Raw genomic sequence first — 26,243 nt, forward strand, 5'->3', positions numbered from 1 at the left:
AAAGGCCGGCGCAAGCGCCGGCCAGAGCCCCCTAAGGCTCGAACCTGTGCTTCCTTGTTCTTCTCATTTATTTTTATTAATGACGTCGATGAAGACGGCCGCCAGCAGCACCAGGCCCTTGATCACTTGCTGGTAGTCGATGCCGATGCCCATGATGGACATGCCGTTGTTCATTACGCCCATGATGAAGGCGCCGATGACGGCTCCCATCACCTTGCCCACGCCGCCCGAGGCCGAGGCGCCGCCGATGAAGCAGGCGGCGATCACGTCCAGCTCGAAACCCGTACCCGCCTTTGGCGTGGCCGTGTTCAGGCGCGCGGCGAAGATCAGGCCGGCCAGCGCGGCCAGCATGCCCATGTTGACGAAGGTGTAGAAGCTGACCCGTTCCGTCTTGATGCCGGACAGGCGCGCCGCCTTCTCGTTGCCGCCCACGGCATACACGCGGCGGCCCAGCACGGTGCGGTTGGTAATGAAGGTGTAGGCGACGATGAGCAGCGACATCACGGCCAGCACGTTGGGAAAACCGCGGTACGACGCCAGCAGGTAGCTGAAATACACCATCACGGCGGCGAAGATCGCGTTTTTCAGCAGGAAGAAGGCGCGCGGTTCGTTTTCCATGCCGTGTTTCAGTTGCTTGGCGCGGCTGCGCAGCGAGGTGATGATCAGCGCCGCGGCGGCGATCACGCCCAGCAGCAGCGAAAAGCCGCGCAGGTTTTCGCCGCCGAACGGGTCAGGCAAAAAGCCCGAGCTGAGCATCTGGAAGCCTTCCGGGAAAGGACCGACCGACTGGCCAGCGAGCAGCGCCAGGGTCAGGCCCTTGAAGACCAGCATGCCGGCCAGGGTCACGATAAACGACGGGATCTTGAAGAAGGCGACGAAATAGCCTTGCGCGCCGCCGATGACGGCGCCGGCCAGCAGGCAGATGATGCTGGCGGCAACAAAATTCATGTTGTAGTTGACGATCAGGACGGCCGCCAGCGCGCCGACGAAGCCGACCACCGAGCCGACGGACAAATCGATATGGCCGGCCACGATGACCATCAGCATGCCCAGCGCCATGATGACGATGTAGCTATTTTGCAGCACCAGGTTGGTCAGGTTCAGCGGCTGCATCAGGGTGCCGTCCGTCATGTACTGGAAAAAGCCCATGATGACGATCAGCGAGAGCAGCATGCCGTAGTCGCGCATATTGTTCTTCAAAAAGCCGGCATAGCTTTTCGCTTGCGGCGCGGCCGCTGCTGCTGCCGGCGCGCCTGCTGTCAGTTTATTGTCCATTGTTTTCTCCGTGTGTAACGATCGCGCGCATGATTCGCTCCTGCGATGCTTCTGCCGCGCTCAGTTCTGCCGCGAAGCGGCCTTCATTCATGACATAGATCCGGTCGCACATGCCCAGCAATTCCGGCATCTCCGACGAGATCATGATGATGCATTTGCCTTCGGCCGCCAGGTCGCTGATGATGCTGTAGATCTCGTACTTGGCGCCCACGTCGATGCCGCGGCTCGGTTCATCGAGGATCAGCACGTCGGGGCGCGAAAACAGCCACTTCGCCAGCACCACTTTCTGCTGGTTGCCGCCGGACAGATTGACCACTTTCTGCGCCACGCTCGAGCAACGTGTCTTGAGCTTGCGGCGGAACTCCTCGGCCACGCTGAATTCACGCTGCTCGTCGATCACCATGTGCTGCGAAATCGCATCGAGGTTGGCCAGGCTGGTGTTCTTCTGGATGTCTTCCTCGAGGATCAGGCCCAGGCCCTTGCGGTCTTCCGTCACATACGCGAGGCCATGCGCGATCGCCTTGCCGATGGTGCTGACGTCGATTTCCTGGCCATTTTTGAGCACCGTGCCGCTGATGCGCTGGCCGTAGGCACGGCCGAAAATGCTCATCGCCAGTTCCGTGCGTCCGGAGCCCATCAAGCCGGCGATGCCGATGATCTCTCCCTTTTTCGCGTGCATGTTAATGCCCTTGATGACGGGGCGGTCGGCATGCTCGGGATGGAAGACGCGCCAGTCGCGCACTTCGAAAATGGTCTCGCCTATCGTCGGCGTGCGCGGCGGATAGCGGTCCGCCATTTCGCGTCCGACCATTTTTTCAATGATGCGGTCTTCGCTGACGGGCTCCACGCGGCAGTCGAAACTGTCGACCGTGTTCCCGTCGCGCAGCACCGTGATGGCATCGGCGACCCTTGAAATTTCATTGAGCTTGTGCGAGATCAGGATCGAGGCGATGCCCTGCGCTTTCAGGCCCAGCAGCAGGTCGAGCAGGGCCGCGCTGTCGCTTTCGTTCAGGCTGGCCGTCGGCTCGTCGAGGATCAAGAGCTTGACGTCCTTGCACAGCGCCTTGGCGATTTCGATCAGCTGCTGCTTGCCCACGCCCAGGTTGGTGATCAGGGTGTCAGGTGACTCTTTCAGGCCGACTTTGTGCAGCAGTTCGCGCGTCTTGCTTTGCGCGTATTCCCAGTCGATGACGCCCATGCGGGACGGTTCGTTGCCGAGGAAGATATTCTCGGCGATCGACAGCTGGGGCACCAGCGCCAGTTCCTGGTGGATGATGATGATGCCGATTTCTTCGCTGTCCTTGATGCCGCGGAAGTGCCGCGTCTGGCCCAGGTAATCGATGTCGCCCGTATAGCTGCCATGGCCGTAGACGCCGCTCAGCACTTTCATCAGGGTCGATTTGCCGGCGCCATTTTCGCCGACGATGGCGTGGATCTCGCCGCTGCGTACCCGCAGGTTGACATTGTCGAGCGCAACGACGCCCGGGAATGTTTTGCGTATCCCGCGCATTTCCAGGATAGTGTTCGTCATATAACCTCTCTGGCACGGCCGCGCTGGTCGGCATCGGTCGTGCTGCAGTCTTGTTCTTGATGGTGCGTGAAGCGAAAGGCCCGGCAGCGCCGGGCCTTCAGTACCGTCGATGCTTATTTCACTTGCGCTTCCGTGTAGTAGCCGCTGCCGGTGACGAGCACCTGCTTCCAGTTCGCCTTGTCGACGGTGACCGGTTTCAACAGGTAGGACGGCACGACTTTCACGCCGTTGTTATAGGTCTTGGTATCGTTGACGGTCGGCGTTTTGCCGCTCATCATCGCGTCGACCATGTTCGCCGTGACCTTGGCCAGTTCGCGCGTGTCCTTGAACACGGTCGATGCCTGTTCGCCGCGGATGATCGATTTCACCGACGGGATTTCCGCATCCTGGCCCGTCACGACGGGGAACGGCTGCTTCGGCGTGCCGTAGCCGACGCCCTTGAGCGAGGACAGGATGCCGATGCTCAAGCCGTCATACGGCGACAGCACCGCGTCGACGCGCGCATTGCCGTAGTAGGCGCTGAGCAGGTTGTCCATGCGGGCTTGCGCCACGGCGCCGTCCCAGCGCAGGGTGGCGACCTTTTCCATGCCCATCTGCTTCGAGCGCACCACCAGCTTGCCGCTGTCGATGTACGGTTTGAGCACCGACAGCGCGCCGTTGTAGAAGAAGTGCGCGTTGTTGTCGTCGGCCGAGCCGCCGAACAGTTCGATATTGAACGGGCCCTTGCCTTCCTTGAGTTTCAGCGCCGATTCGATATAGCCCGCTTGCAGCACGCCGACCTGGAAGTTGTCGAAGGTGGCGTAGTAATCGATGTTTTTCGTGCCGCGGATCAAACGGTCATACGAGATGACCTTGATGCCCTTGTCGGCCGCTTTTTGCAGCACGTTCGACAGGGTGGTGCCGTCGATGGCGGCGATCACCAGCACCTTGGCGCCCTTGGTGATCATGTTTTCCACCTGCGCCAGCTGGTTCGGGATGTCGTCGTCGGCAAACTGCAAGTCCGTCTTGTAGCCGCGCTCCTTGAATACCTTGACCATGTTGTCGCCGTCGGCGATCCAGCGCATGGACGATTTGGTTGGCATCGAGATGCCGATTGCGCCCTTGTCGGCGGCGCTTGCCACGGGCATTACCGCCATGCCGGAGATGGCCAGCGCCAGGCTCGCGGTCAGCATTTTCATTGTTGTTTTCATTTCAGGTCTCCACCGTCTTCGATAGTTGAATGTGCCAGGGCCGTCGTCCAGTGGGCGGGCTCCGTGCGAATGGCCGATTGCAGGCCACGGCTGATACTAGTTTGTCCATCCATCCCTCACCAATCACTTTTTTCGCATTGGTGATATCCAAAATGATATCGATGGGTCAATTGATGCAATGCGCCATGGCGCACCCTCCCGCCTGCGCGCAGGGCGGAAACGGGGGCCGGGCGGCGGCTTTTTTTGGTGCACTGCAATACCAATAATCATCATTCAATTTGGTGATTTTCGTAATTGCGGCGATACAGGGCGGCGCGCAGAATCGGTCCGAACTTGAAGACCCGCCATCCCGTCACGATCTTTTGAAAGCTTGCCATGCAGCCGATTTCTCCCGCCTCCCTGTTGCCCGCCGACCTGGCGCAGGCCCTCCTTGTCGGCCGCATCTGGCGTGACGGCCCCTGCGTCGTCGCCGTGCGCGGCGGCGAAGTGGTCGACATCACGCAGACGGTGGCGACGGTGGCCGAGCTGTTCGAATGCAGCGATGCGCTCGAGATCGTTCGCCATGCACCCGGCATCGCGCTTGGCTCCGTGCAGGCGCTGCTGGAGCAGGCACTGGCCGCGCCGGCCGGCGAGCCGCTGCTGCTGGCGCCGTGCGACCTGCAGGCCGTCAAGGCATGCGGCGTGACTTTCGCCGTCAGCCTGCTCGAACGGGTGATCGAGGAGCAGGCGGGCGGCGACGCGGCGCGCGCGGCCAGCTTGCGCACCGCCCTGCAAATGACATTGGGCGGCGATCTGTCTGCACTGAAGCCTGGCTCGGACGCGGCGCAGCGCCTGAAACAGCAGCTGCAGCAGCGCGGCGCCTGGTCGCAATACATGGAAGTGGGCATCGGTCCCGATGCGGAAGTGTTTACCAAGGCCCAGCCGATGTCGTCGGTGGGCTGTGGCGCGCAGGTGGGCTTGCTGCCATCTTCGGCCTGGAACAACCCGGAGCCCGAGATCGTCCTGGCCGTCAACAGCCGCGGCGAGGTGCTGGGGGCGACCCTGGGCAACGACGTCAACCTGCGCGACATCGAAGGACGCAGCGCCCTGTTGCTGGGCAAGGCCAAGGATAACAACGGCTCCTGCGCCATCGGCCCCTTCATCCGCCTGTTCGACGAGCACTTCACGCTCGACACCGTGCGCGAGGCGGAAGTGTCGCTGCTGATCGAGGGCGTGGACGACGGCTTCGTGCTCGAAGGCGCCAGCTTCATGCGAGAAATCAGCCGCGACCCGCTCGACCTCGTGCGCCAGACGGCCGGCCAGTACCACCAGTATCCGGACGGCTTCATGCTGTTCCTGGGGACCATGTTCTCGCCCGTGAAGGACCGCGGCGCCCAGGGCGGCGGCTTTACGCACCATCTGGGCGACAGGGTGACGATTGCCAGCGCTTCGCTGGGCGCGCTGGTCAACGAAGTACAGCGCTGCGATGCGATTGCCCCCTGGACGTTCGGCGTGCGCGCGCTGTACCAGAACCTGGCCCAGCGCGGCTTGCTTTGATCCGATTATTTTAAAAAGAGAGACACCATGCAGCATGCAACTTACCCTAGCCTGGCCGGCAAGCGCGTCGTCATCACGGGCGGCGGCACCGGCATCGGCGTGGCCATCGTCGAGGCGTTCGCGCGCCAGGGCGCCCACGTCACCTTTCTCGACATCGCCCGCGAAGCGTCGCTGGCGCTGCAGGACAAGCTGGCCAACCTGCCGCAGCCGCCCGTTTTCCGCTATTGCGACCTGACGGACCTGGGCGCTCTGGCCGCCACCTTCGCCGAGATCGAACACAGCGCGGGCGCCACGGATATCCTCATCAACAATGCGGCCAATGACGACCGCCACGAACTGCAGGACGTCACGCCCGCCTACTGGGACGAGCGCATGGCCGTCAACCTGCGCCACCAGTATTTCTGCGCCCAGGCCGTGGCGCCCGCCATGCGCGCCAAGGGCAGCGGCGTGATTCTCAACCTGGGGTCGATTTCCTGGCACCTGGCGCAAGCGCGCCTGTCGATCTACATGACGGCGAAAGCCGGCATCGAGGGCCTGACGCGCGGCCTGGCGCGCGACCTGGGCGTCGACGGCATCCGCGTCAATTGCATCATTCCCGGCGCCGTGCGCACGCCGCGCCAGGAAAAGCTGTGGCATACGCCGGAAGCGGAAGCCGTGATCCTGCAGGGACAATGCCTGCAGCTGCGCGTGGAGCCGGAAGACGTGGCGGCGCTGGCGCTGTTCCTCGCGTCGGACAACGCGGCCAAGTGCGCGGGACGCGAATACTACGTCGACGCAGGCTGGTACGGCGCATGAGCACCGCAGGCAAACACCCGGCGCGGCGCTTCCGCTCGCAGGACTGGTTCGACAATCCCGACCACATCGACATGACGGCGCTGTACCTCGAGCGCTTCATGAACTACGGCATCACGGCCGAGGAGCTGCGTTCGGGCCGGCCCATCATCGGCATCGCGCAAAGCGGCAGCGACATCAGTCCCTGCAACCGCATCCACCTGGAGCTGGCCCAGCGCGTGCGCGACGGCATCCGCGACGCGGGCGGGATCCCGATGGAATTCCCGCTGCACCCGATTTTTGAAAATTGCCGCCGTCCCACGGCCGCGCTGGACCGCAACCTCGCGTATCTGGGCCTGGTGGAAATCCTGCATGGCTACCCGATCGATGCCGTGGTGCTGACGACGGGCTGCGACAAGACGACGCCGGCGCAGCTGATGGCCGCCGCCACGGTGGACATTCCCGCCATCGTGCTGTCGGGCGGCCCCATGCTCGACGGCTGGATGGACGGCGAACTGGTGGGCTCCGGCGCGGCCATCTGGAAGGGCCGCCGCCAGCTGTCGGCCGGCTTGATCGACAACGACAAATTCCTGCAGATCGCGGCCGCCTCGGCGCCCTCGGCCGGCCACTGCAACACCATGGGCACGGCATCGACCATGAATGCGCTGGCGGAAGCCTTGGGCATGTCGCTGACGGGCTGCTCGGCCATCCCCGCGCCGTACCGCGAACGGGGCCAGATCGCCTATGAAACGGGGCGCCGCATCGTCGCCATGGCGCATGACGACGTGCGCCCTTCGAGCATTCTCACGCGCGAGGCGTTCCTGGACGCCATCATCGTCAACGCGGCCATCGGCGGCTCCACCAACGCCCAGCCGCACCTGATGGCCATGGCGCGCCATGCGGGCGTGGAACTGCACTCGAGCGACTGGATGGAACATGGCTATGACGTACCGCTGCTGTTGAACATGCAGCCGGCCGGAAAATACCTGGGTGAGCGCTTCCACCGCGCCGGCGGCGTGCCGGCCGTGATGTGGGAGCTGCAGCAGGCGGGTTTGCTGCACGCGGACCGTTTGACGGTCACGGGCCAGACGATGGCGGCGAACCTGGCTGGCCGCGAAAGCGCGGACCGCGAGATGATCCGCCCGTTTGCCGCGCCGCTGAAGGAAAAGGCCGGTTTCATGGCCTTGCAGGGCAACCTGTTCGATTTTGCCATCATGAAGACCAGCGTGATCTCGCCCGCTTTCCGCGAGCGCTACCTGTCGCGTCCCGGCAGCGAAGGCGTGTTCGAGGTGCGCGCCATCGTCTTCGATGGTTCTGCCGACTACCACGCGCGCATCAACGACCCGGCGCTCAACATCGACGACAGCTGCATGCTGGTGATGCGCGGCGCAGGTCCCGTGGGCTGGCCCGGTTCGGCCGAAGTGGTCAACATGCAGCCGCCCGATGCCTTGCTCAAGGCCGGCATTCTGAACCTGCCGACCCTGGGCGACGGGCGCCAGTCCGGCACGTCGGACAGCCCCTCGATCCTGAACGCGTCGCCGGAAAGCGCCGTTGGCGGCGGCCTGGCGCTGCTGCGCACGGGCGACATCATCCGCGTGGACTTGAACGGGGGCCAGTGCGACATGCTGGTCGATGCGGCTGAACTGGCGCGCCGCGCCAAAGAACTGCCGCCGCCCGTCAACGACAGCGCCACGCCGTGGCAGGAAATCTACCGCGCCAGCGTGGGCCAGCTGGAAACGGGCGCCTGCATGGAGCTGGCCCTGAAGTACCGCGCCGTGGGCCAGACCCTGCCACGGCATAACCATTGATGTAGGTCGGCTTAGCGCTCCGCGCGTAAGCCGACAACACCAGCATCACCAGATTTTCAGCAGTACCCGTAGTTAAAAAAACGTTGTTAATAAAATCCACAAGGAGACACACAATGAACAAGATCATCAGTGCAGCCATCATGACCGCCATGCTGGCATTGAGCAGCAGCGCCGCCCTGGCTGACGCCAAAAACCCGAAGATCGGCTTCTCCATCGACGATTTGCGCGTGGAACGCTGGACGCGCGACCGCGATTTCTTCATCGCCGCCGCCGAAAAGCAGGGCGCCAAGGTCTTCGTGCAATCGGCCGACGCCAGCGAGCAGCGCCAGATTTCGCAGATCGAAAACCTGATCTCGCGCGGCGTGGACGTGCTGGTGATCGTGCCGTTCAACGCCACGGTCCTCAACAACACCGTCAAGGAAGCGAAAAAGGCCGGCATCAAGGTGCTGTCGTATGACCGCCTGATCCTGAACGCCGATATCGACGCGTACATCTCGTTCGACAACGAGAAAGTGGGCGAGATGCAGGCCGAAGGCGTGACCAAGCTGCAACCGAAGGGCAATTACTATCTGCTGGGCGGCTCGCCGACCGACAACAACGCCAAGATGCTGCGCGAAGGCCAGATGAAGGTACTCAAACCGTTCATCGACAAGGGCGACATCAAGATCGTCGGCCAGCAGTGGGTGAAGGACTGGAGCGCCACCGAAGCGCTGTCCATCGTGGAAAACGCGCTGACGGCCAACGGCAACAAGATCGACGCCATCGTCGCCTCGAACGACGGCACGGCCGGCGGCGCCATCCAGGCCCTGGCCGCGCAAAAACTGGCCGGCAAGGTGCCGGTCTCGGGCCAGGACGCCGACCTGGCAGCCGTGAAACGCGTCATCGCCGGCACGCAATCGATGACCGTCTACAAACCGTTGAAAACCATCGCTGCCGAAGCGGCCAAGCTGGCCGTGCAACTGGCGCGCAATGAAAAGCCGGCCTACAACTCCAGCTATGACAACGGCCTGAAAAAAGTCAGCACGGTGCTGCTGAAACCAACGCCGCTGACCAAGGCGAATGTGAACATTCTCGTTGACGACGGTTTCTATACCAAGGCGCAGCTGGGTAATTGATCACCTGCTTGCTGTCGGCTTGCGCGCTGCGCGCTAAGCCGACCTACGATTGCCCGCATCGGCCGTTATCCGACAATCGCCGGCTCCGGAAACGCCGGTGGTGGTGTCGGCCGTCCGCATCGGCCGTAGGTCGGATTAGCGGCGCCATGGGCGCCGCTAATCCGACATTTCCCCCGTATCCGCAACGAGAGTGAGCATGTCCGACTATCTGCTTGAAATGAAAGGCATCGTCAAACAGTTTGGCGGTGTTCGTGCGCTTGACGGCATCGACCTGCAGGTGCGGGCCGGCGAGTGCATCGGCTTGTGCGGCGAGAATGGCGCCGGCAAGTCGACCCTGATGAAGGTGCTGTCCGGCGTGTACCCGCACGGCACCTGGGATGGCGAGATCCTGTGGGATGGCCAGCCTCTGCGCGCGCAATCGATCCGCGACACGGAAGACGCGGGCATCATCATCATCCACCAGGAACTGATGCTGGTGCCGCAGCTGTCCGTGGCCGAAAATATCTTCATGGGCCGCGAGCTGACCCTGCCCGGCGGGCGCATGCATTACGCGGCCATGTACAAGCGCGCCGACGAGTTGCTGCGCGAACTGAAAATTCCCGAACTGAACGTGGCGCAGCCCGTGATGAATTACGGCGGCGGCCACCAGCAGCTGGTGGAAATCGCCAAGGCGCTCAACAAGAATGCGCGCCTGCTGATCCTCGACGAGCCGTCGTCGTCGCTGACGGCATCGGAAATCGCCGTGCTGCTCGATATCCTGCGCGCGTTGAAAGCCAAGGGCGTCACCTGCATCTACATTTCGCACAAGCTCGATGAAGTGGCGGCTATTTGCGATACCATCGTCGTCATCCGCGACGGCAAGCATATCGCCACCACGCCGATGGCGCAGATGAACGTCGAGCGCATCATCGCGCAGATGGTGGGCCGTGAAATGAGCCAGCTGTATCCGCAGCGCGCGCAGCCGGCACCCATCGGCGAAGTGCTGTTCGAGGCGCGCCACGTGACGTGCATCGATGCCGATAACCCGCAGCGCAAGCGGGTCGACGATGTGTCGTTCACCCTGCGCAAGGGCGAGATCCTCGGCATCGCCGGCCTGGTGGGGGCGGGACGCACGGAGCTCGTCTCGGCCCTGTTCGGCGCCTATCAGGGGCCGTGCCAGGCCGAAGTGTGGCTCGATGGCCGCAAGATCGATACCCGTTCGCCGCAAAAGGCCATTGCCATGGGCCTGGCCATGGTGCCGGAAGACCGCAAGCACCACGGCATCGTGCCCGACCTCGACGTGGGGCAGAACATCACCCTGGCCGTGCTGGAAGAATTCGCGCGCGCCACGCGCATCGATGGCGAGGCGGAATTGACGGCCGTGCGCGGCGAGATCGCGCAGCTGGAACTGAAGGCGGCCAGCCCGTCGCTGCCCATTACGAGCCTGTCGGGCGGCAACCAGCAAAAGGCCGTGCTGGCCAAGATGCTGCTGACGCGCCCGCGCGTGCTGATCCTCGACGAGCCTACGCGCGGCGTCGACGTGGGCGCCAAATATGAAATCTACAAATTGATGCTGGCGCTGGCCGACCGGGGCGTGGCCATCATCATGGTCTCGTCGGAACTGGCCGAAGTGCTGGGCGTATCCGACCGCGTGCTGGTGATGGGCGAAGGCCGCCTGCGCGGCGACTTTATCAACGATGGCCTGAGCCAGGAAACCGTGCTGGCGGCCGCGCTGGACCAGCGCCCGGCACCCGCCGCCAACACCGCAAACAAGGAACCCGCAGCATGAAACCGCACAGTATCAAACAGCTGTTCACCCAATACAAGATGCTGGCCCTCCTGATCGCCGTGGCGCTGATCTGGGCCTTCTTTTCGTGGAAGACGGAGGGCAGTTTCCTCACGCCGCGCAACCTGTCGAACCTGCTGCGCCAGATGTCCGTTACCGGCATCCTCGCCTGCGGCATGGTGCTGGTGATTATCGCCGGCGAGATCGACCTGTCGATCGGCTCCCTGCTGGGGCTGCTCGGCGGCATCGCCGCCGTGCTGGACGTCACGCAGCACTGGCCGCTGGCGCTGAACCTGGCGGCCGTACTCGGCTGCGGCCTGGTGATCGGTTTGCTCAATGGCTACCTGACGGCGTATCGGGGTATCCCGTCCTTCATCGTCGGGCTGGGCGGCATGTTGGCGTACCGCGGCATCCTGCTGGGCATCACGGGCGGCATCACGATCGCGCCCGTCTCCGAGCCGATGGTCTACCTGGGGCAAGGCTACCTGCCCGCAGTGCCCGGCATCGTGCTGGGCATCGGCCTGTTCCTGCTGGCCGCCTTCCTGACGTGGCGCGCGCGCGCCAGCCGCGCCCAGCATGGCTTGCCGCAGACGGCGCCCTGGGCCGACGGCTTGCGCCTGGCCGTCATCGGCGCCGTGCTGTATGCCTTCGTGCAAACCCTGAACGGCTATGAAGGCATCCCGCTGCCCGTGCTGTTGCTGCTGGCCTTGCTGGGACTGTTCAGCTACATCACCAGCCAGACCGTGTTCGGCCGGCGCATCTACGCCGTGGGCAGCAATATGGAAGCGACGCGCCTGTCCGGCATCAACGTGAAAGCCGTCAAGTTGTGGATCTTCGGCATCATGGGCCTGATGTGTGCGCTGGCGGGCCTGATCAATACAGGCCGCCTGGCGGCAGGTTCCCCATCGGCCGGCACCTTCAGCGAACTCGACGCGATTGCCGCCTGCTTCATCGGCGGCACCTCGATGCGCGGCGGCTCGGGCACCGTGTACGGCGCCCTGATCGGCGCGCTGGTCATGGCCAGCCTCGATAACGGCATGTCCATGCTGGACGTGGACACCTACTGGCAGATGATCGTGAAAGGCAGTATCCTCACCCTCGCCGTGTGGGTCGATGTCAGCACGCGAGCGGGGCGTAGATAGCCGTGAAACGATCTGGCACGGGAGGAGACACCATGAAGATGCCAACCGCGCACCGGATCGCGCTGCTGTTTAACGGGAATAAAATCTACGACCGCGACATCATCGCGGGCATCGCCGCCTACCTGAACACGACGCGCGTGTCGTGGGACCTGTTCCTGGAAGAGGATTTTCGCTGCCGCCTGCCCGGCATCGAGCGCTGGCAGGGCGACGGCATCATCGCCGATTTCGACGATCCCGCCGTCTGCGAAGCGCTGGCGCACAGCCGCCTGCCCGTGGTGGCCGTGGGCGGCTCGTATGCGCGCGCCGAGGATTACCCGGCCGGCATCCCGTATGTGGCTACCGATAATTTCAAGATCGTCAAACTGGCCTATGAACACCTGGTGGAAGCGGGTTTGACGCGTTTCGCCTGTTTCAGCCTGCCCGAGGCCGACGTCAACCGCTGGGCGCAGGAGCGCGAAACGGCGTTTTGCGCCTTGATGGAGCGCGACCACATGCGCGCCGACGTGTACCGGGGCGTCGCCACCAGCGCGCCTTCATGGGACGAAGCGGTGGAGCAGCAGATCGCCTGGCTCAACAGCCTGGAAAAACCCGTCGGCATCATCGCCGTCAGCGACGCGCGCGCGCGCCAGCTGCTGCAAGCGTGCATGCACGCGGGGATCGCCGTGCCGGAACAAGTGGCCCTGATCGGCATCGACAACGACCCGCTGGCGCGCATGCTCACGCGCATTCCATTGAGTTCCGTGATCCAGGGCACGGAGGAAATGGGCCGCACGGCGGCGCACTTGCTGCATCAGATGCTGAATGGCGCGCGCCTGTCCGGCACGCGCATCCTCGTGCCGCCGGCCGGCCTGAACGTGCTCGCGTCCACGCGCCACCAGCCTTTCCAGCATCCGCAGGTGATGCAGGCGCGCCATTTTATTCGCCAGTACGCTTGCCAGGGCATCAAGACGGAGCAGGTGGCCGATTACGTGGGCGTGTCGCGCTCCTCGCTGGAAGCGCACTTCCGCCACGAGCTGGGGCGCAGCGTGCACGATGAAATCCTGCATTTCAAGCTCGATGCGGCCAAGACCCTGCTGGCGCGCGGGCCGGGGCAGGTGGCCGAGGTGGCCGTGCGTTGCGGCTTTACCACGGTGCAGTACATGCATGCCGTCTTCAAGCGCGAACTCGGTTGCACGCCGCGTGAATTCCAGCAACGCAGCCGGCCACCGCCGGCCCCCGGGCAGGCGCCATGATGCATCTGCTGCGCAATGCGCGCGGCATGCGCGTGGCCATCGACGCGCACGATGCCAGCGTGCGGGCCTGGTGGGCACCCGACCGCTATGGCCGCCTGGCCGACGTGCTGGGCGCGGCACCCCCTGCTGCGCGCTCGTCCACGGCCTGGCAGTGCGCGCCGCCGGACGACGGCCACTTGCTGCTGCACCTGGCGCACGACGGCTTGTCCGTGCGCCTGGCCTACCGGCTTGACGAGGATGGCAGCCTGCACCTCGACTGCGTCGCCACGGCCGAGACGGTTTCCCGTTTTGCGCTGGCCGCGCCCCTGTTCAATCTGCAGGGCGGCCGCGCCGCCGTGGGCGACCATGTGCTGCGCCTGGCCGCCGACCGTTACTGGCCTGGCGGCCATGCGTGCAGCGCTCCGCTCGACGTGGCGGGCAGCGCCTTCGACTTCCGCCAGCCGGCGCCGCTCGCTACACGCCTGGCCTGGCCCGCGCTCGTGCACTTGCCGGGATTCCGGCATGACTTTTACTGGACGGGCGGCGGCCAGCTGCGCGAGGCGGCGCGGGTCGCCGACCCCGCTTCCGGCCGGGTCTTGCGTTTTTCCAGCACGCAGGACAGTTGCCATTTGTATTCCGATGCGCGCTGTTTTTCCCTGCTGGCGCAGGGCGTGCAATTGCAGCCGGGACAGGTGCGGCGCTTCAACCTCGCCTACCGTTTGGGTGTGCAGGATATCGACGCGTTTGACATATCCGAACCGGTATCAATGATGTCAAATAAGTGATTGGTCAGATATGCGGGGCAGTTCTACCATGAGGTAGTTTTTCCCTCATTCATTTTTGTCCTGACCGACGCTGCGAACCTGCCCATGAACATACTCACCATCGATGCCGGCACCACCAATACGCGTACCTTGCTGTGGCGCGCAGGCGCCGTCGTCGCCCAGGCGCAGCTGGAAACGGGCGTGCGCAATACGGCCATCGATGGCCATAACGGCGCGCTGAAACAGGCGCTGCGCGACACCATCGCCAGCGTGCTGGCCAGCGCCGGCATCGCGCCGTGCGACGTGGACCTGGCAGTGGCCTCGGGCATGATCACTTCGCCCATGGGCGTGCGGGAAGTGCCGCATTTGCCGGCGCCCGCCGGCCTGGCCCAGCTGGCGCAAGGCATGCAGGCGGTGGACTTGCCCGACGTGCTGGCGCAGCCCCTGTGGCTGATTCCCGGCGTGCGCAACCAGCATGGCGCCGTCGGCCTGCATAACGTCGAGGCGATGGACATGATGCGCGGCGAAGAGACGGAAGTCGTCGCGCTGCTCGAGCGCCTGCAGTTGCGGGGCGCGGCGACCCTGATCATGCCCGGCTCGCATACCAAGCTGATCAGTGTTGACGAACAGCGCCGCATCCTCGGCTGCAGCACCACCATCGCGGGCGAGCTGCTGCAGGCGATCACGCAGCACACCTTGATCAAGCAATCGGTCGATGGCGGTTTTGCGCAAACCCTGGTGCCGAAAATGCTGCTGGCCGGCGCGGCCGCGGCGCAAAAAACGGGGCTGGCGCGCGCCTGCTTCAGCGTGCGCACCCTGGGCCAGTTCAGCGCCATCGAATGCAATGAGCGGGCCAATTTTCTGATGGGCGCCGTCCTCAGCGGCGACCTGCTGGCGCTGCGCAACAGCACCGCCATCCAGATGCGGCCCGATAGCCCGCTCGTCATAACCGGCAAGCCCATGCTGCGCCAGGCGCTCGGCTTGCTGATCGAAGAACACGGATTTTTTTATGGCAAGCGCATCATCGTCGACGACCAGCAGCAAGACTATCTGGCCGGTCACGGTGCGCTGCTGATCGCCGCCGCGCGCGGCTTGATTTCCCCGCAGGAGACAGTATGAGCAGCAACAAGAACAAGCGTCCCTTGCGTTCGCAATCGTGGTTTGGTGGCGACGACAAGGACAGTTTTATTCACCGCAGCTGGATGAAGAACCAGGGCTATCCCAGCGACGCCTTCGATGGCCGTCCCGTCATCGGCATCTGCAATACCTGGTCCGAGCTGACGCCCTGCAATGGCCATTTCCGCGACCTGGCCGAGATGGTCAAGCGCGGCGTGCTCGAAGCGGGCGGCTTTCCCGTCGAATTTCCCGTCATGTCGCTGGGCGAGACGAATCTGCGCCCGACGGCCATGCTGTTCCGTAACCTGGCCAGCATGGACGTCGAGGAATCGATCCGCGCCAACCCGATCGACGGCGTGGTGCTGCTGACGGGCTGCGACAAGACCACCCCGGCCTTGCTGATGGGCGCGGCCAGCGTGGACTTGCCCACCATCGTGCTGTCGGGCGGCCCCATGCTGAACGGGAATTACCGGGGCAAGCCGATCGGCTCGGGCACGGATGTGTGGAAGTTTTCCGAGGACGTGCGCGCCGGGCGCATGACCTCAAACGAATTCAAGCAGGCCGAATCGTGCATGTCGCGTTCCGCCGGCCACTGCATGACGATGGGCACGGCATCGACCATGGCCAGCATGGTCGAAGCGCTGGGCGTGACCTTGCCCGGCAACGCGGCCATTCCCGCCGTCGATGCGCGCCGCAAACTGCAGGCGCAACTGACGGGCCGGCGCATCGTCGACATGGTGCATGAAGACCTGAAACTGTCGCAGATTCTCACGCGTGAAGCGTTTGAAAACGCCATCATGGTCAACGGCGCCATCGGCGGCTCGACCAATGCCGTGATCCACCTGCTGGCCATTGCCGGGCGCATCGGCGTGGACATGCGCCTGGGCGACTGGGACCGCCTGGGCCGCGACATTCCCTGCTTGCTGAACCTGATGCCGTCGGGCCAGTACTTGATGGAAGATTTTTACTATGCGGGCGGCCTGCCCGTGATCATCCGCGACCTGCTGGGCAAATTGCACGGCGAGGCGCTCACCGTCACGGGCGCCACCATGGCTGTCAACGTGGCCGAAGCGGAAAATTTCAATCCCGAGGTGATCACGCCGCTGGCGCAGCCATTCAAGGACGAGGGCGGCATCGCCGTCCTGCATGGCAACCTGGCCCCGCGCGGCGCCGTCATCAAGCCTTCGGCCGCTTCGCCCGAGCTGATGCAGCACCGTGGCCGCGCCGTCGTCTTCAACAGCATCGAGCACTACAAAAAGCGCGTCGACGATCCCGCGCTCGATATCGATGCCAGCTGCGTGATGGTGCTGCAAAATTGCGGCCCGCAGGGCTATCCGGGCATGGCCGAAGTGGGCAATATGGGACTGCCGAAAAAACTGCTGGAGCAGGGCGTGCGCGACATGGTGCGCATCTCGGACGCGCGCATGAGCGGCACGGCTTACGGCACGGTGGTGCTGCACGTGGCGCCGGAAGCGGCCGTGGGCGGGCCGCTGGCCCTGGTGCGCGATGGCGACATGATTGAACTGGACGTGGCGGGACGGCGTTTGCACCTCGACGTCGACGAGGCCGAGCTGGCGCGCCGTCGCGCCGAGTGGAGCGCACCGCCGCCGGCCATGAAGGGCGGCTACCAGTCGATGTACATCAAGCACGTGACGCAGGCCGACGAAGGCGCGGACCTGGACTTCCTCGTCGGTTGCCGGGGTTCGGCCGTTCCGCGCGAATCTCACTGACGGGAAGGAAAAAAAATGATGGGGACACAGGCCCAATTACTGGTCGATGCGCAGAATTTCCTGGGCGAGGGCGTGCGCTGGTGCGAACGCAGCGGCCGCGTTTTCTGGACGAATATCGAAGGCTGCCAACTGCATGCGCTGGTGCTGGCCACGGGCGAGCGCCAGAGCTGGGCCATGCCCGAGCGCCTGGCGTGTTTCGCGCTGACGGACAGCGACGAGGTGCTGTTGCTGGGGCTGGCCTCCGGACTGGCCTGGTTTGACGCGCGCAGCGGGGCCGTCACGCGCTTGCACACGGTGGAGGGCGACTTGCCCATGACGCGCCTGAACGATGGCCGCTGCGACCGTCAGGGGCGCTTTGTTTTCGGCACGCTCGATGAACGCCCGTGCCGCGATGCCATCGGCAGCTTTTACCGCCTCAACCTGGATTTGACCCTGGAGCGCCTTCCGCTGCCGCAGATCGCCATCTCGAACAGCATCTGCTTCAGCGTCGATGGCACGGCCATGTACTTCTGCGACTCGATGAAAAAGGCCATCTACCGCTGGGACGATTACCTGGGAGGCGATGCCAGCCGGGTACGCGTGTTTGCCGTGCTCGATCCGGGACCGGGCGCCGCCGATGGGGCCACCATCGATGCGGATGACTACCTGTGGAGCGCGCAGTGGGGCGCGGGCAGGGTCTTGCGCTTCGCGCCGGACGGCAGCGTCGAGCGCAAGATCAGCCTGCCCGTCTCGCAGCCCAGCTGCGTGAGCCTGGGCGGCCCGCACTACGACGAATTGTTCGTCACGACGGCGCAGGAAAGCTTGACCCCGGCCCAGCTGGCGAGCGAACCGCTGGCCGGCGGATTGTTTCATGCGCGTCAGGTAGGCGTGCGCGGTTTGCCGGAAGTGCGCTTTGGCGCCTTGCCGGCCTGACAGGAGAGAGCAGATGCAAAAACACATGGTTTTCAATGGCATCCTCGAACGGGGCATGGTCGGCATCGTGCGCGCCGATACGCCCGATGCGGCGCTGCGGATCGCCGAGGCGTGCATCGCCGGCGGCGTCACGGCGCTGGAAGTGGCGTTCACCACGCCCGATACCCTGGGCGTGCTGCGCACCTTGCGCGAACGCCATGGCCATGACGTGCTGCTGGGCGCGGGCACCGTGCTCGATACGGAGACGGCGCGCGCCGCCATCCTGGCCGGCGCCCAGTTCATCATTTCGCCCAGCGTCAACGTGGACACCATCGCGCTGTGCCAGCGCTACCAGGTGCTGTCCATGCCGGGCGCGATGACGCCGACGGAAATCGTCACGGCCCTGCAGGCGGGCGCCGACATCGTCAAGGTCTTCCCCGCCGAGATGTTCGGCCCCGCCTACATCAAGGCCCTGCGCGCACCCCTGCCGCAAGCGCCATTGATGCCGACGGGCGGCGTGACGGTGGAGAACCTGCATGAATGGTTTGCCAGCGGCGCGGTGGCCGTGGGCATCGGCAGCAGCCTCAGTGGCCCTGGCGCCACGGGCGATTACGCGGCCGTGACGGCGCGCGCGCAGGCTTTCGTGGCGAAGATGGCGGCCGTGCGCAAGGCTAAGTCTTCTGGCTAGCTCCTGGCGGGACGGGAATCTGCTACGCTAGGCGGGCAATGTCGCACGCCCAACTATGACCAGATATGTCCAACATCGCCCGCATCCTGCAAGACAGCCGCATCATCGCCATCGTCGGCATGTCCGACAAGCCCGAACGCGCCAGCCATGAAGTGGCCGACTACCTGCTGCGCCATGGCTACCACGTGCTACCCGTCAATCCGGCCCTGGCCGGGCGCGATGTGCTGGGGCAGCGCGCCTACGCCACCTTGACGGAGGCGGCGGCTGCCGTCGCACCGGCGCGCATCGATATCGTCGACTGCTTCCGCAAGTCAGAAGATATCCTGCCCATCGCCGAGGAAGCCATCGCCGTCAAGGCCGGCTGCCTGTGGCTGCAGCTCGACATCGTCAACGAGCAGGCGGCGCAGCTGGCGCGGGCGGCGGGCCTGGACGTGGTGATGGATCACTGCACAAAAATTGAGCACCGCAAGCTGGCGGTGGCGGCATGAAGGCGCGCACGCAATTTCGCGCCGGCAAGGGCTTCGAGCTGGACGAGGACTTCGCCGGCAAGCGCCTGCTGGGCGCCGCCACCAAGGCGGCGAACAAGAAGCTGACGCCGGCCCAGTGCAAGGCCATGGACCGCGAGGAAACCGTGGCGCTGACGGCGCAGATCGCCGAATGCCAGAGCATGCTGTATGCGCAGCACAAAAAGAAGGTGCTGCTGGTTCTGCAGGGCATGGATACGTCGGGCAAGGATGGCACGGTCAAGGCCATCTTCAGCAACATCAACCCGATGGGCATCCGCGCCATCGCGTTCAAGGGCCCCACCGATATCGAACTGGCGCACGATTACTTGTGGCGCGTGCACCAGCACGTGCCCGTCAAGGGCGAGATCGCCATCTTCAACCGCAGCCATTACGAAGATGTGCTGATCACGCGCGTGCAGGACATGATCGACAAGGCCGAATGCCAGCGCCGCTACGCGCAGATCCGCGATTTCGAGCGCATGCTGAGCGAAACGGGCACCGTCATCCTGAAAATCTTCCTGCACATCTCGAAGGACGAGCAACGGGGACGGCTGCAGGAGCGGCTCGACGATCCCGATCGCCAGTGGAAGTTCGATCCCAACGATATCGCCCAGCGCAAGAAGTGGGATGGCTACCAGCGCGCCTATGAAACGGCGATCCGCGAGACGGATGCCGATCACGCGCCATGGTACGTGGTGCCATCGAATTCCAAGACGCAGCGCAACCTCGTGGTCGCGTCCCTGTTGCTGGAAACCCTGCAGGGCATGAAGCTGGAATACCCGGCGCCGGACCCGAAACTGTCGTCTTTCAAGGTCGAGTAGAGCTTGAGCCAGTTCCGCGCCGCGCCTGCGGAATCGGCCGCGCTGTGGCATAGTATCCCTCGTCGATAATTCAAACCAGACCGGAGATCCATATGCTGCAGTTGAAAGATCCTACCTTGTTGCGTCACCAGGCTTACGTGAATGGAGCCTGGGTCGATGCCGATGGTGGCCAGACGATTAACGTGAACAATCCCGCCACGGGCGAGCATATCGGCACGGTGCCCCTGATGGGCGCAGCCGAGACGCGCCGCGCCATCGAGGCGGCCAATGCCGCCTGGCCCGCCTGGCGCAAGAAGACGGCCAAGGAACGCGCGGCCGTGCTGCGCCGCTGGCATGACCTGATCCTGGAAAACGCCGACGACCTGGCGCTGATCATGACCACCGAGCAGGGCAAGCCTCTGCCGGAAGCGAAGGGCGAAGTGCAGTTCGGCGCCTCGTTCATCGAGTGGTTTGCGGAAGAAGGCAAGCGCGTCGCGGGCGACACCCTGCAATCGCCGTGGCCGGATCGCCGCCTCGTCATCACCAAGGAGCCGATCGGCGTGTGCGCCGCCATCACGCCGTGGAACTTCCCCGCCGCGATGATCACGCGCAAGGTCGGCCCGGCCCTGGCCGCCGGCTGCCCGATGGTCTTGAAACCGGCGGAAGCGACACCGTTTTCCGCGCTGGCGCTGGCCGTGCTGGCCGAGCGCGCGGGCGTGCCTGCCGGCGTGTTCAGCATCGTCACGGGCGCGCCGAAAGACATCGGCGGTGAAATGACGTCGAACCCCATCGTGCGCAAGCTGACGTTTACGGGCTCGACCCAGGTGGGCCGCTTGCTGGCGGAGCAGTGCGCGCCGACGATCAAGAAACTGTCGCTGGAACTGGGCGGCAATGCGCCGTTCATCGTCTTCGACGACGCCGACCTGGACGCGGCCGTGGAAGGCGCCATCGCCTCGAAATACCGCAACGCGGGCCAGACCTGCGTGTGCGCCAACCGCCTGTACGTGCAGGATAGCGTGTATGACGCGTTTGCCGACAAGCTGGTGGCGGCCGTGGCCAAGCTGAAGGTGGGCAATGGCATCGAGGCGGGCGTCACGCAAGGTCCGCTGATCGACGCCAAGGCCGTCGCCAAGGTGGAAGAACACGTGGCCGACGCGCTGGGCAAGGGCGGGCGCCTGCTGGCCGGCGGCAAGCGCCATGCGCTGGGCAATGGCTTCTTCGAGCCGACCATCATCGCCGACGTGACGAACGACATGCGCGTGGCCACCGAGGAAACCTTCGGCCCGCTGGCGCCCCTGTTCCGCTTCAAGACGGACGATGAAGTGATCGCCCTGGCCAACAACACGGAATTCGGCCTGGCCGCCTACTTCTATTCGCGCGACATCGGCCGCATCTGGAGAGTGGCCGAAGGCCTGGAAACGGGCATGGTTGGCGTCAACACGGGCCTGATCTCGAACGAGATCGCCCCCTTCGGCGGCGTCAAGCAATCGGGCCTGGGCCGTGAAGGGTCGACCTACGGTATCGAAGATTATCTCGTTATCAAATACATCTGCATGGGCGGTATCTAAGCCGCTTAACGCGAGCCGCGGAGCGCAGCCAACCGGTCCAGCATGCCCTTGACCGCTTCCATCTGCGTGCCGCTCTTGCGGTAGAAATCCGGGTCGATCGGATTGATGCTGGTGTAGCCCCAGAAATCCCAGCAGCCTTTCGGGTTGTACGGGTAGACGGGGCTAGGCTCGGCTTGCGGATACAGCACGATGATCTTGTTGGCGTCCGCCACCTGGTTGTAGCCGGTGCTCGTGTAGAAACGGTCGCCGATGGCCTGCGTCGTTTGCAGGCAGCCGTGGAAAACCACGTGCACGCGGCAGCTCTCGCTGTCGCAGGCTTTCGGGATGTAGGCGTAGCCCGTATTGTTCATGCTCGAGTACGCGTTCTGGATGAAGCTGCGCTGGTTGAAGGCGATCAGCTTGCCCGTCAGGGTGGTCGCCGACGGTTGCAGGTCCGGGTACAGGTGCTGCAGGATGTCGCGCGCCTGCGTGTAGTCGCAGTCGTTGATGAAGGGCGACTCCGTCACGGCGCAAGGCTTGTCGGCATTGCTGTCCGTCAGGATGGCGTGGCCCGCGCCCAACGTGTCGACGAAGCGGATCTGCGCCGCCGGCGTGCCCGCCAGTTGATAGAATTTCCCCACCTGCTCCACCACCGGCCGCGTCACGGTCTGGTCTTTCGTTCCGCTGAACAGATACACGCGCTGGCGTTTCAGGTTGGCCGTGTCGTCGATGAGATTTGCGCGCGCAAAATCGTTCGCCGCGCGCAGCAATTCGCTGGCGACAGGCGGCGCCACCTGCGCGCTGCCGGGATTCATGCAGGTGCTCAAGGCATTCGTCAGGTAGGGAATGTAGGGGAAGCGGCCCGGCTGGCCGGAGCAGAAATACGGGCCGCCCGCGATGATGCCGGCGCCGGCCACCGTGGCCGAGTAGGCGACGGCAAACTGCGCCGCCATGAAGCCGCCCGAGGACAGGCCGGACACCGTTGTCTGGCTCAGGTCGGCCTGGTAGGCGGGCAGGGCGGGCGCATCCTTGGTCGCGGCGGGCTTGGCGGCTTTGGCCGTCGTGGCGGCGTGCGCGTCGCCTGGCGCCAGGATGAGCAGGCTGGCGGCCAGCAGGGCGGTGGGTAATGCGGTCAGGTGCGGGAAGGGCATGGCGACTCCACAAGGCAGGGAAAGGGACAGGAAGGCCGAGCATAGGTAAAAAAACTGTGCTTTGGGAAAGTACTGCGCCGTCGTTGATGTCGCTCAAGCAATCGCTGTTGTTGTCCGTCTTGTACGCGCGCGCGGCGTTTGACATAGAATGGTTTTTTTCCGTTCAACCATGGTGCCCTTCATGTCCAAGACTCTTGCCCAGCTGTTTGCGCTCACCACCCTTGCCGCCGGCGCCAGCCTGGCCATGCCGGCCCATGCCGCCGACACCGCGACAGCTGCCGCTGCGCCGGCCGCTTGCCCCGCCATCCTCAAGCAGACCTTCAACCGCTTGCAGGATGAGGCGCCGCAAAACCTGTGCCAGTACGCAGGCAAGGTCGTGCTGGTGGTGAATACGGCCAGCTATTGCGGTTTTACCAATCAATATGAAGGGCTCGAGGCGCTGTACGCCAAGTACGGCAGCAAGGGCCTGGTGGTGCTGGGCTTCCCGTCGAACGATTTTGGCAAGCAGGAACCGGGCAACAGCAAGGAAATCGCCGATTTCTGCTACAACACCTATGGCGTGAAGTTCCCCATGTTTTCGAAGTCGGTCGTCTCCGGCCCCGCGCCGAATCCGCTGTACGTGGACCTGATCAAGCAGACGGGCAAGACGCCGGCCTGGAATTTCCATAAATACCTGATCGACCGCCATGGCAAAGTGGTGGAAAGCTTCCCCAGCAAGGTGACGCCGGACGACAAGAAACTCGTTGGCGCGGTGGAAAAAGCGCTGGCGCTGTAAGTTGCCGACACACAAGCAGGCTTGAACGCCTGCTTTTTTTTTAATGCCGCGCTTGTCGTCTTGCCATCATTGTCCTAAGCTGGTTGTTCGCGTTTGTCACAACAAAGGAGAACATCATGGCGTATGTCGATGGATTTGTCGTGCCCGTACCGAAAGCCAAGCTCGATGCCTACCTGGCCATGTCGCGCAGCTGCGGCGCCGTCTGGCGCGAGTACGGCGCGCTCGAATTTCGCGAATGCGTGGGCGACGATGTCAAGCCGGGCAAGCTGACCTCGTTTCCGCAGGCGGTGGACTTGCAGGATGGCGAAGTGGTGGTGTTTTCATGGATCGTGTATGAGTCGCGCGCCAAGCGCGATGAAATCAACGACAAGGTCATGAAAGACCCGCGCCTGGCCGAGATGATGGACCCGGCCAAGCTGCCGTTCGATGGCAAGCGGATGATCTATGGCGGCTATGAAATGCAGGTGGATATCAAATAACCAGCTTTGCGGGGATCGCCCCGCGCAGCGCATTGCACACGACGACCGCTTCGGCCCGCGCCAGCATGGCGCGCGTGATGATGGTTTCCTGCGCATTCCAGGCGGGATCGGCCAGCATGGCCGCGCGCTGCACGCCTGGCAGCAGGCCGCAGGACAGGGGCGGCGTGTGCCAGCGGCCGTCCAGCTGCACGAAGACATTGCTGCGCCCGCCCTCCGTCAGTTCGCCTCGTTCGTTAAAGAACAGCATGTCGAAGCCGCCTTGCGCCTCGGCCGCGCGCCAGGCAGAGTCGTAGCACGCGCGCACGCTGCTCTTGTGGCGCAGGAACAGGTCGTCGGCAATCGTTGTGTCGGGCGCCAGCATGACGTTGACCGTCTCCGGCAAGGCGGTGAGCGCGCCGCTTTGCGTCGTGAACTGGCCGTCCTGGCGCAGCGCCAGGCGCAGGCGAAAAGGGACATCGTCGGGGCGTGCCGCGCAAGCCGCCTGCAGCGTGGTGCGGGCAGCGTCCGCATCCCAGCTAAAACCGAAGTAGGCGCTGGAGGCGGCCAGGCGCGCCAGGTGGCGCTCCTGCTGGCGGCAGCCATGGTCGCGGCTCGCGTGCAGGGTTTCGAACAGTTCGAAGTCGTTCGTGAGGCCCGTGAGGAAGCGGGCCTTGAGCTGGCACTCCGCAAATTCCTCGTGTGGATCGCTGTCGAGGACGATGCCGGCGCCCACGCCCATCTCGCCGCGCCGGATACCGTCAGGCCCAGCCGGCTGCAGGGCCAGGGTGCGGATCGGCACGGACATGCAAAAGTCGCCCACCGCGTGGGCAGCGCCGGCGGCTGGCGGATCGAACCAGCCGATGGCGCCCGTATAGATGCCGCGCGGCGCCCCTTCCAGTTCGGCGATGATTTCCATGGTGCGGCGTTTCGGCGCGCCCGTGATCGAGCCGCACGGATACAAGGCCTGGAAGATGTCGGCCAGGCTGGCGTCGTCGCACAGGCGCGCCTGCACGGTGGAGGTCATTTGCAGCACGCTGCTGTAGCGCGTCACCTCGAACAAGGCGGGCACCTTGACGGAGCCTGTGGCGGCGATGCGGCCGATGTCGTTGCGCAGCAGGTCGACGATCATCAGGTTTTCCGCGCGGTTTTTTGGGTCGCTGGCCAGGGCGGCGGCGCGGCGCGCGTTTTCTGCCGTTTGATCCGCAGGGGCGGCCGGCGCCGTGCCTTTCATGGGACGCGCCGTCAATTCTCCCTGCGCATGGCGCACGAACAGCTCCGGCGACAGCGACAGCAGGGCGCCGCCATCGGGCAGCATCACCAGCGCGCCGTAGGGCACGGGCTGGCGCGCGCGCAGCCGCGCATACAGGGCCAGGGGCGAGCCGAAGGCGTCGAAGCGCAAACGGTACGTGTAGTTGACCTGATAGGTGTCGCCGGCCACGATGTAGTCGTGGATGCGGTGCAGTGCGCGCGTAAATTCGGCTTGATCCACGTTCGCGCGGATATCGGCCACGCCGGCCGGCGCGGCGTCCGCGCGGACGCGCGCGTCCAGCCACTGCGCCACCTCGTCCTGCGACAGCTGCGTGCAATGCTCAAAGACGAGCACTTGCGCCAGCGGCGGCGCGTCAAGGCCGGCCGCGCGCGGCGGCATGGCCAGCAAGTGCGCCCCCAGTTCGTAGCTGCACACGCTGACGGCGTGCTGGCCGCGTTGCAAGGCCTCTTGCAGCCCTTCGAGCAGGGCCGGCCACTGTTGCCCCTCGGTGCAGCGCAAGACCGCCGCCAGGCCCGTGTACAGGCGCGAACCGGCGCCGGGTGTGCTGGCGTCGTCGAGCAGGGCGAAACAGTCGGTATGCATGGGGACAGCTGCGGCGGTGAGTTACCCCAGCAGCATGGCGATTTGCAGCGCCGCTTCCTGGGATGGATTGATCTTGAAGCCGCTCTTGGCGTAGCGGTGCCAGCGCCCGATGACGAAGCTGACGATCAGGGTGGCGCGCGCCGCCACTTCGCTTTCCTTGCCATGGCCTTCGGCGGCGGCCACGCGCAAGGCCTGCTTGAGCGCCAGTTCCACGCGGTCGTAGAACTGGTTCATGCGCACTTGCAGGCGCTCGTCCTCATTGACCAGCGCATCGCCGATCAGCACGCGCGTCATGCCCGGATTGCTGATGGCGAAATTGAGCAGCATGCCGATGATGTCGCGCGTCTGCGTCATGCCGTCGCTGTGTTTTTCCGCGATCTGGTTGATCAGGCCGAAGACGCTCGACTCGATGAATTCGATCAGCCCTTCGAACATTTGCGCCTTGCTGGCGAAATGGCGGTACAGGGCCGCTTCCGATACGGTCAGTCTGGCCGCCAGTGCGGCGGTGGTGATCTTTTCGCCTTTCGGCTGCTCCAGCATTGCGGCGAGGGCCTGAAGAATTTGTAGCCTGCGTTGGCCCGGCGGTGTGCTTGCCATATTTTCTCTTGTCGTTAAAAAAAA

General features: G+C 64.4%; 23 protein-coding genes. 17 read left to right on the forward strand and 6 right to left on the reverse strand.

From position 1 onward, the window contains the following. Nucleotides 1–63 precede the first annotated feature (63 nt). From mmsB to chvE, 3 genes are all read right to left on the reverse strand, one after another. Nucleotides 64–1,275, reverse strand: coding sequence for a multiple monosaccharide ABC transporter permease (mmsB, locus tag VM94_RS01405; protein ID WP_046681861.1), 1,212 nt, complete (start codon nt 1,273–1,275; stop codon nt 64–66). After that, entirely contained in the window at nt 1,265–2,806 is a 1,542-nt protein-coding gene (mmsA, locus tag VM94_RS01410) for a multiple monosaccharide ABC transporter ATP-binding protein (protein ID WP_046681862.1), read from the reverse strand. Before mmsA ends, mmsB begins: the two co-directional genes overlap by 11 nt. A 113-nt stretch (nt 2,807–2,919) precedes the next feature. Then, nucleotides 2,920–3,942, reverse strand: coding sequence for a multiple monosaccharide ABC transporter substrate-binding protein (gene chvE, locus VM94_RS01415; protein WP_223278970.1), 1,023 nt, complete (start codon nt 3,940–3,942; stop codon nt 2,920–2,922). A gap of 429 nt (nt 3,943–4,371) precedes the next feature. Here chvE and VM94_RS01420 point away from each other — a divergent pair, with 429 nt between their 5' ends. The 15 genes from VM94_RS01420 to gabD all read left to right on the forward strand — a co-directional run bounded on the left by VM94_RS01420 (nt 4,372) and on the right by gabD (nt 21,407). After that, entirely contained in the window at nt 4,372–5,532 is a 1,161-nt protein-coding gene (locus VM94_RS01420; RefSeq protein ID WP_046681863.1) for a fumarylacetoacetate hydrolase family protein, read from the forward strand. A gap of 27 nt (nt 5,533–5,559) precedes the next feature. Further along, complete coding sequence (locus VM94_RS01425; RefSeq protein WP_046681864.1) at nt 5,560–6,327, forward strand: SDR family NAD(P)-dependent oxidoreductase; 768 nt, start codon at nt 5,560–5,562, stop codon at nt 6,325–6,327. Next, the gene (locus tag VM94_RS01430; RefSeq protein ID WP_046681865.1) at nt 6,324–8,111 is read left to right on the forward strand and encodes an IlvD/Edd family dehydratase; all 1,788 of its coding nucleotides are present in this window, start codon (nt 6,324–6,326) and stop codon (nt 8,109–8,111) included. Before VM94_RS01425 ends, VM94_RS01430 begins: the two co-directional genes overlap by 4 nt. A gap of 140 nt (nt 8,112–8,251) precedes the next feature. Continuing rightward, nucleotides 8,252–9,226, forward strand: a complete 975-nt coding sequence (gene xylF / locus VM94_RS01435) for a D-xylose ABC transporter substrate-binding protein (protein ID WP_099377905.1) — start codon at nt 8,252–8,254, stop codon at nt 9,224–9,226. A 196-nt stretch (nt 9,227–9,422) separates the two neighbouring features. Then, the gene (gene xylG / locus VM94_RS01440; protein WP_046681866.1) at nt 9,423–10,994 is read left to right on the forward strand and encodes a D-xylose ABC transporter ATP-binding protein; all 1,572 of its coding nucleotides are present in this window, start codon (nt 9,423–9,425) and stop codon (nt 10,992–10,994) included. Further along, a complete protein-coding gene (locus VM94_RS01445; protein WP_034783811.1) occupies nt 10,991–12,133 on the forward strand; it encodes a sugar ABC transporter permease in 1,143 nt (380 codons plus the stop codon). The genes xylG and VM94_RS01445 overlap by 4 nt, the downstream gene beginning before the upstream one ends. A gap of 32 nt (nt 12,134–12,165) precedes the next feature. After that, nucleotides 12,166–13,365, forward strand: a complete 1,200-nt coding sequence (locus VM94_RS01450) for a XylR family transcriptional regulator (protein WP_046681867.1) — start codon at nt 12,166–12,168, stop codon at nt 13,363–13,365. After that, the gene (locus VM94_RS01455) at nt 13,362–14,129 is read left to right on the forward strand and encodes an aldose epimerase family protein (RefSeq protein ID WP_082127500.1); all 768 of its coding nucleotides are present in this window, start codon (nt 13,362–13,364) and stop codon (nt 14,127–14,129) included. Before VM94_RS01450 ends, VM94_RS01455 begins: the two co-directional genes overlap by 4 nt. 84 nt (nt 14,130–14,213) lie before the next feature. Then, entirely contained in the window at nt 14,214–15,227 is a 1,014-nt protein-coding gene (locus VM94_RS01460) for a 2-dehydro-3-deoxygalactonokinase (RefSeq protein WP_046682052.1), read from the forward strand. Further along, nucleotides 15,224–16,954, forward strand: coding sequence for an L-arabinonate dehydratase (gene araD / locus VM94_RS01465; RefSeq protein ID WP_046681869.1), 1,731 nt, complete (start codon nt 15,224–15,226; stop codon nt 16,952–16,954). Before VM94_RS01460 ends, araD begins: the two co-directional genes overlap by 4 nt. A gap of 15 nt (nt 16,955–16,969) precedes the next feature. Further along, nucleotides 16,970–17,866, forward strand: a complete 897-nt coding sequence (locus VM94_RS01470) for an SMP-30/gluconolactonase/LRE family protein (protein WP_409929548.1) — start codon at nt 16,970–16,972, stop codon at nt 17,864–17,866. 13 nt (nt 17,867–17,879) lie between these two features. Next, nucleotides 17,880–18,533: a bifunctional 2-keto-4-hydroxyglutarate aldolase/2-keto-3-deoxy-6-phosphogluconate aldolase gene (locus tag VM94_RS01475; RefSeq protein WP_046681870.1), complete on the forward strand. Its 654-nt coding sequence runs from the start codon at nt 17,880–17,882 to the stop codon at nt 18,531–18,533. 65 nt (nt 18,534–18,598) lie between these two features. Then, the gene (locus VM94_RS01480) at nt 18,599–19,021 is read left to right on the forward strand and encodes a CoA-binding protein (RefSeq protein WP_046681871.1); all 423 of its coding nucleotides are present in this window, start codon (nt 18,599–18,601) and stop codon (nt 19,019–19,021) included. Then, the gene (locus tag VM94_RS01485; protein ID WP_138828950.1) at nt 19,018–19,860 is read left to right on the forward strand and encodes a PPK2 family polyphosphate kinase; all 843 of its coding nucleotides are present in this window, start codon (nt 19,018–19,020) and stop codon (nt 19,858–19,860) included. Before VM94_RS01480 ends, VM94_RS01485 begins: the two co-directional genes overlap by 4 nt. Nucleotides 19,861–19,952: 92 nt before the next feature. Beyond that, nucleotides 19,953–21,407, forward strand: a complete 1,455-nt coding sequence (gene gabD, locus VM94_RS01490; RefSeq protein ID WP_046681872.1) for an NADP-dependent succinate-semialdehyde dehydrogenase — start codon at nt 19,953–19,955, stop codon at nt 21,405–21,407. A 5-nt stretch (nt 21,408–21,412) separates the two neighbouring features. On the opposite strand, the gene VM94_RS01495 is transcribed toward gabD, so the two are convergent. Next, nucleotides 21,413–22,537, reverse strand: coding sequence for an extracellular catalytic domain type 2 short-chain-length polyhydroxyalkanoate depolymerase (locus VM94_RS01495; RefSeq protein WP_052755451.1), 1,125 nt, complete (start codon nt 22,535–22,537; stop codon nt 21,413–21,415). A gap of 181 nt (nt 22,538–22,718) precedes the next feature. Between VM94_RS01495 and VM94_RS01500 the strand changes: the two genes are divergently transcribed. Together VM94_RS01500 and VM94_RS01505 are read left to right on the forward strand one after the other, a co-directional pair. Then, nucleotides 22,719–23,312, forward strand: a complete 594-nt coding sequence (locus VM94_RS01500) for a glutathione peroxidase (protein WP_046682056.1) — start codon at nt 22,719–22,721, stop codon at nt 23,310–23,312. A 116-nt stretch (nt 23,313–23,428) separates the two neighbouring features. After that, complete coding sequence (locus VM94_RS01505; protein ID WP_046681873.1) at nt 23,429–23,791, forward strand: DUF1428 domain-containing protein; 363 nt, start codon at nt 23,429–23,431, stop codon at nt 23,789–23,791. On the opposite strand, the gene pabB is transcribed toward VM94_RS01505, so the two are convergent. Then, a complete protein-coding gene (pabB, locus tag VM94_RS01510) occupies nt 23,784–25,622 on the reverse strand; it encodes an aminodeoxychorismate synthase component I (protein ID WP_046681874.1) in 1,839 nt (612 codons plus the stop codon). The two genes, VM94_RS01505 and pabB, sit on opposite strands and share 8 nt — an antisense overlap. Before the next feature lie 21 nt (nt 25,623–25,643). Next, the gene (gene slmA, locus VM94_RS01515) at nt 25,644–26,219 is read right to left on the reverse strand and encodes a nucleoid occlusion factor SlmA (protein ID WP_034752791.1); all 576 of its coding nucleotides are present in this window, start codon (nt 26,217–26,219) and stop codon (nt 25,644–25,646) included. Nucleotides 26,220–26,243 lie beyond the last annotated feature (24 nt).

Source organism: Janthinobacterium sp. KBS0711 (assembly GCF_000988085.1).
Taxonomy (GTDB): Bacteria; Pseudomonadota; Gammaproteobacteria; order Burkholderiales; family Burkholderiaceae_D; genus Janthinobacterium; species Janthinobacterium lividum_E.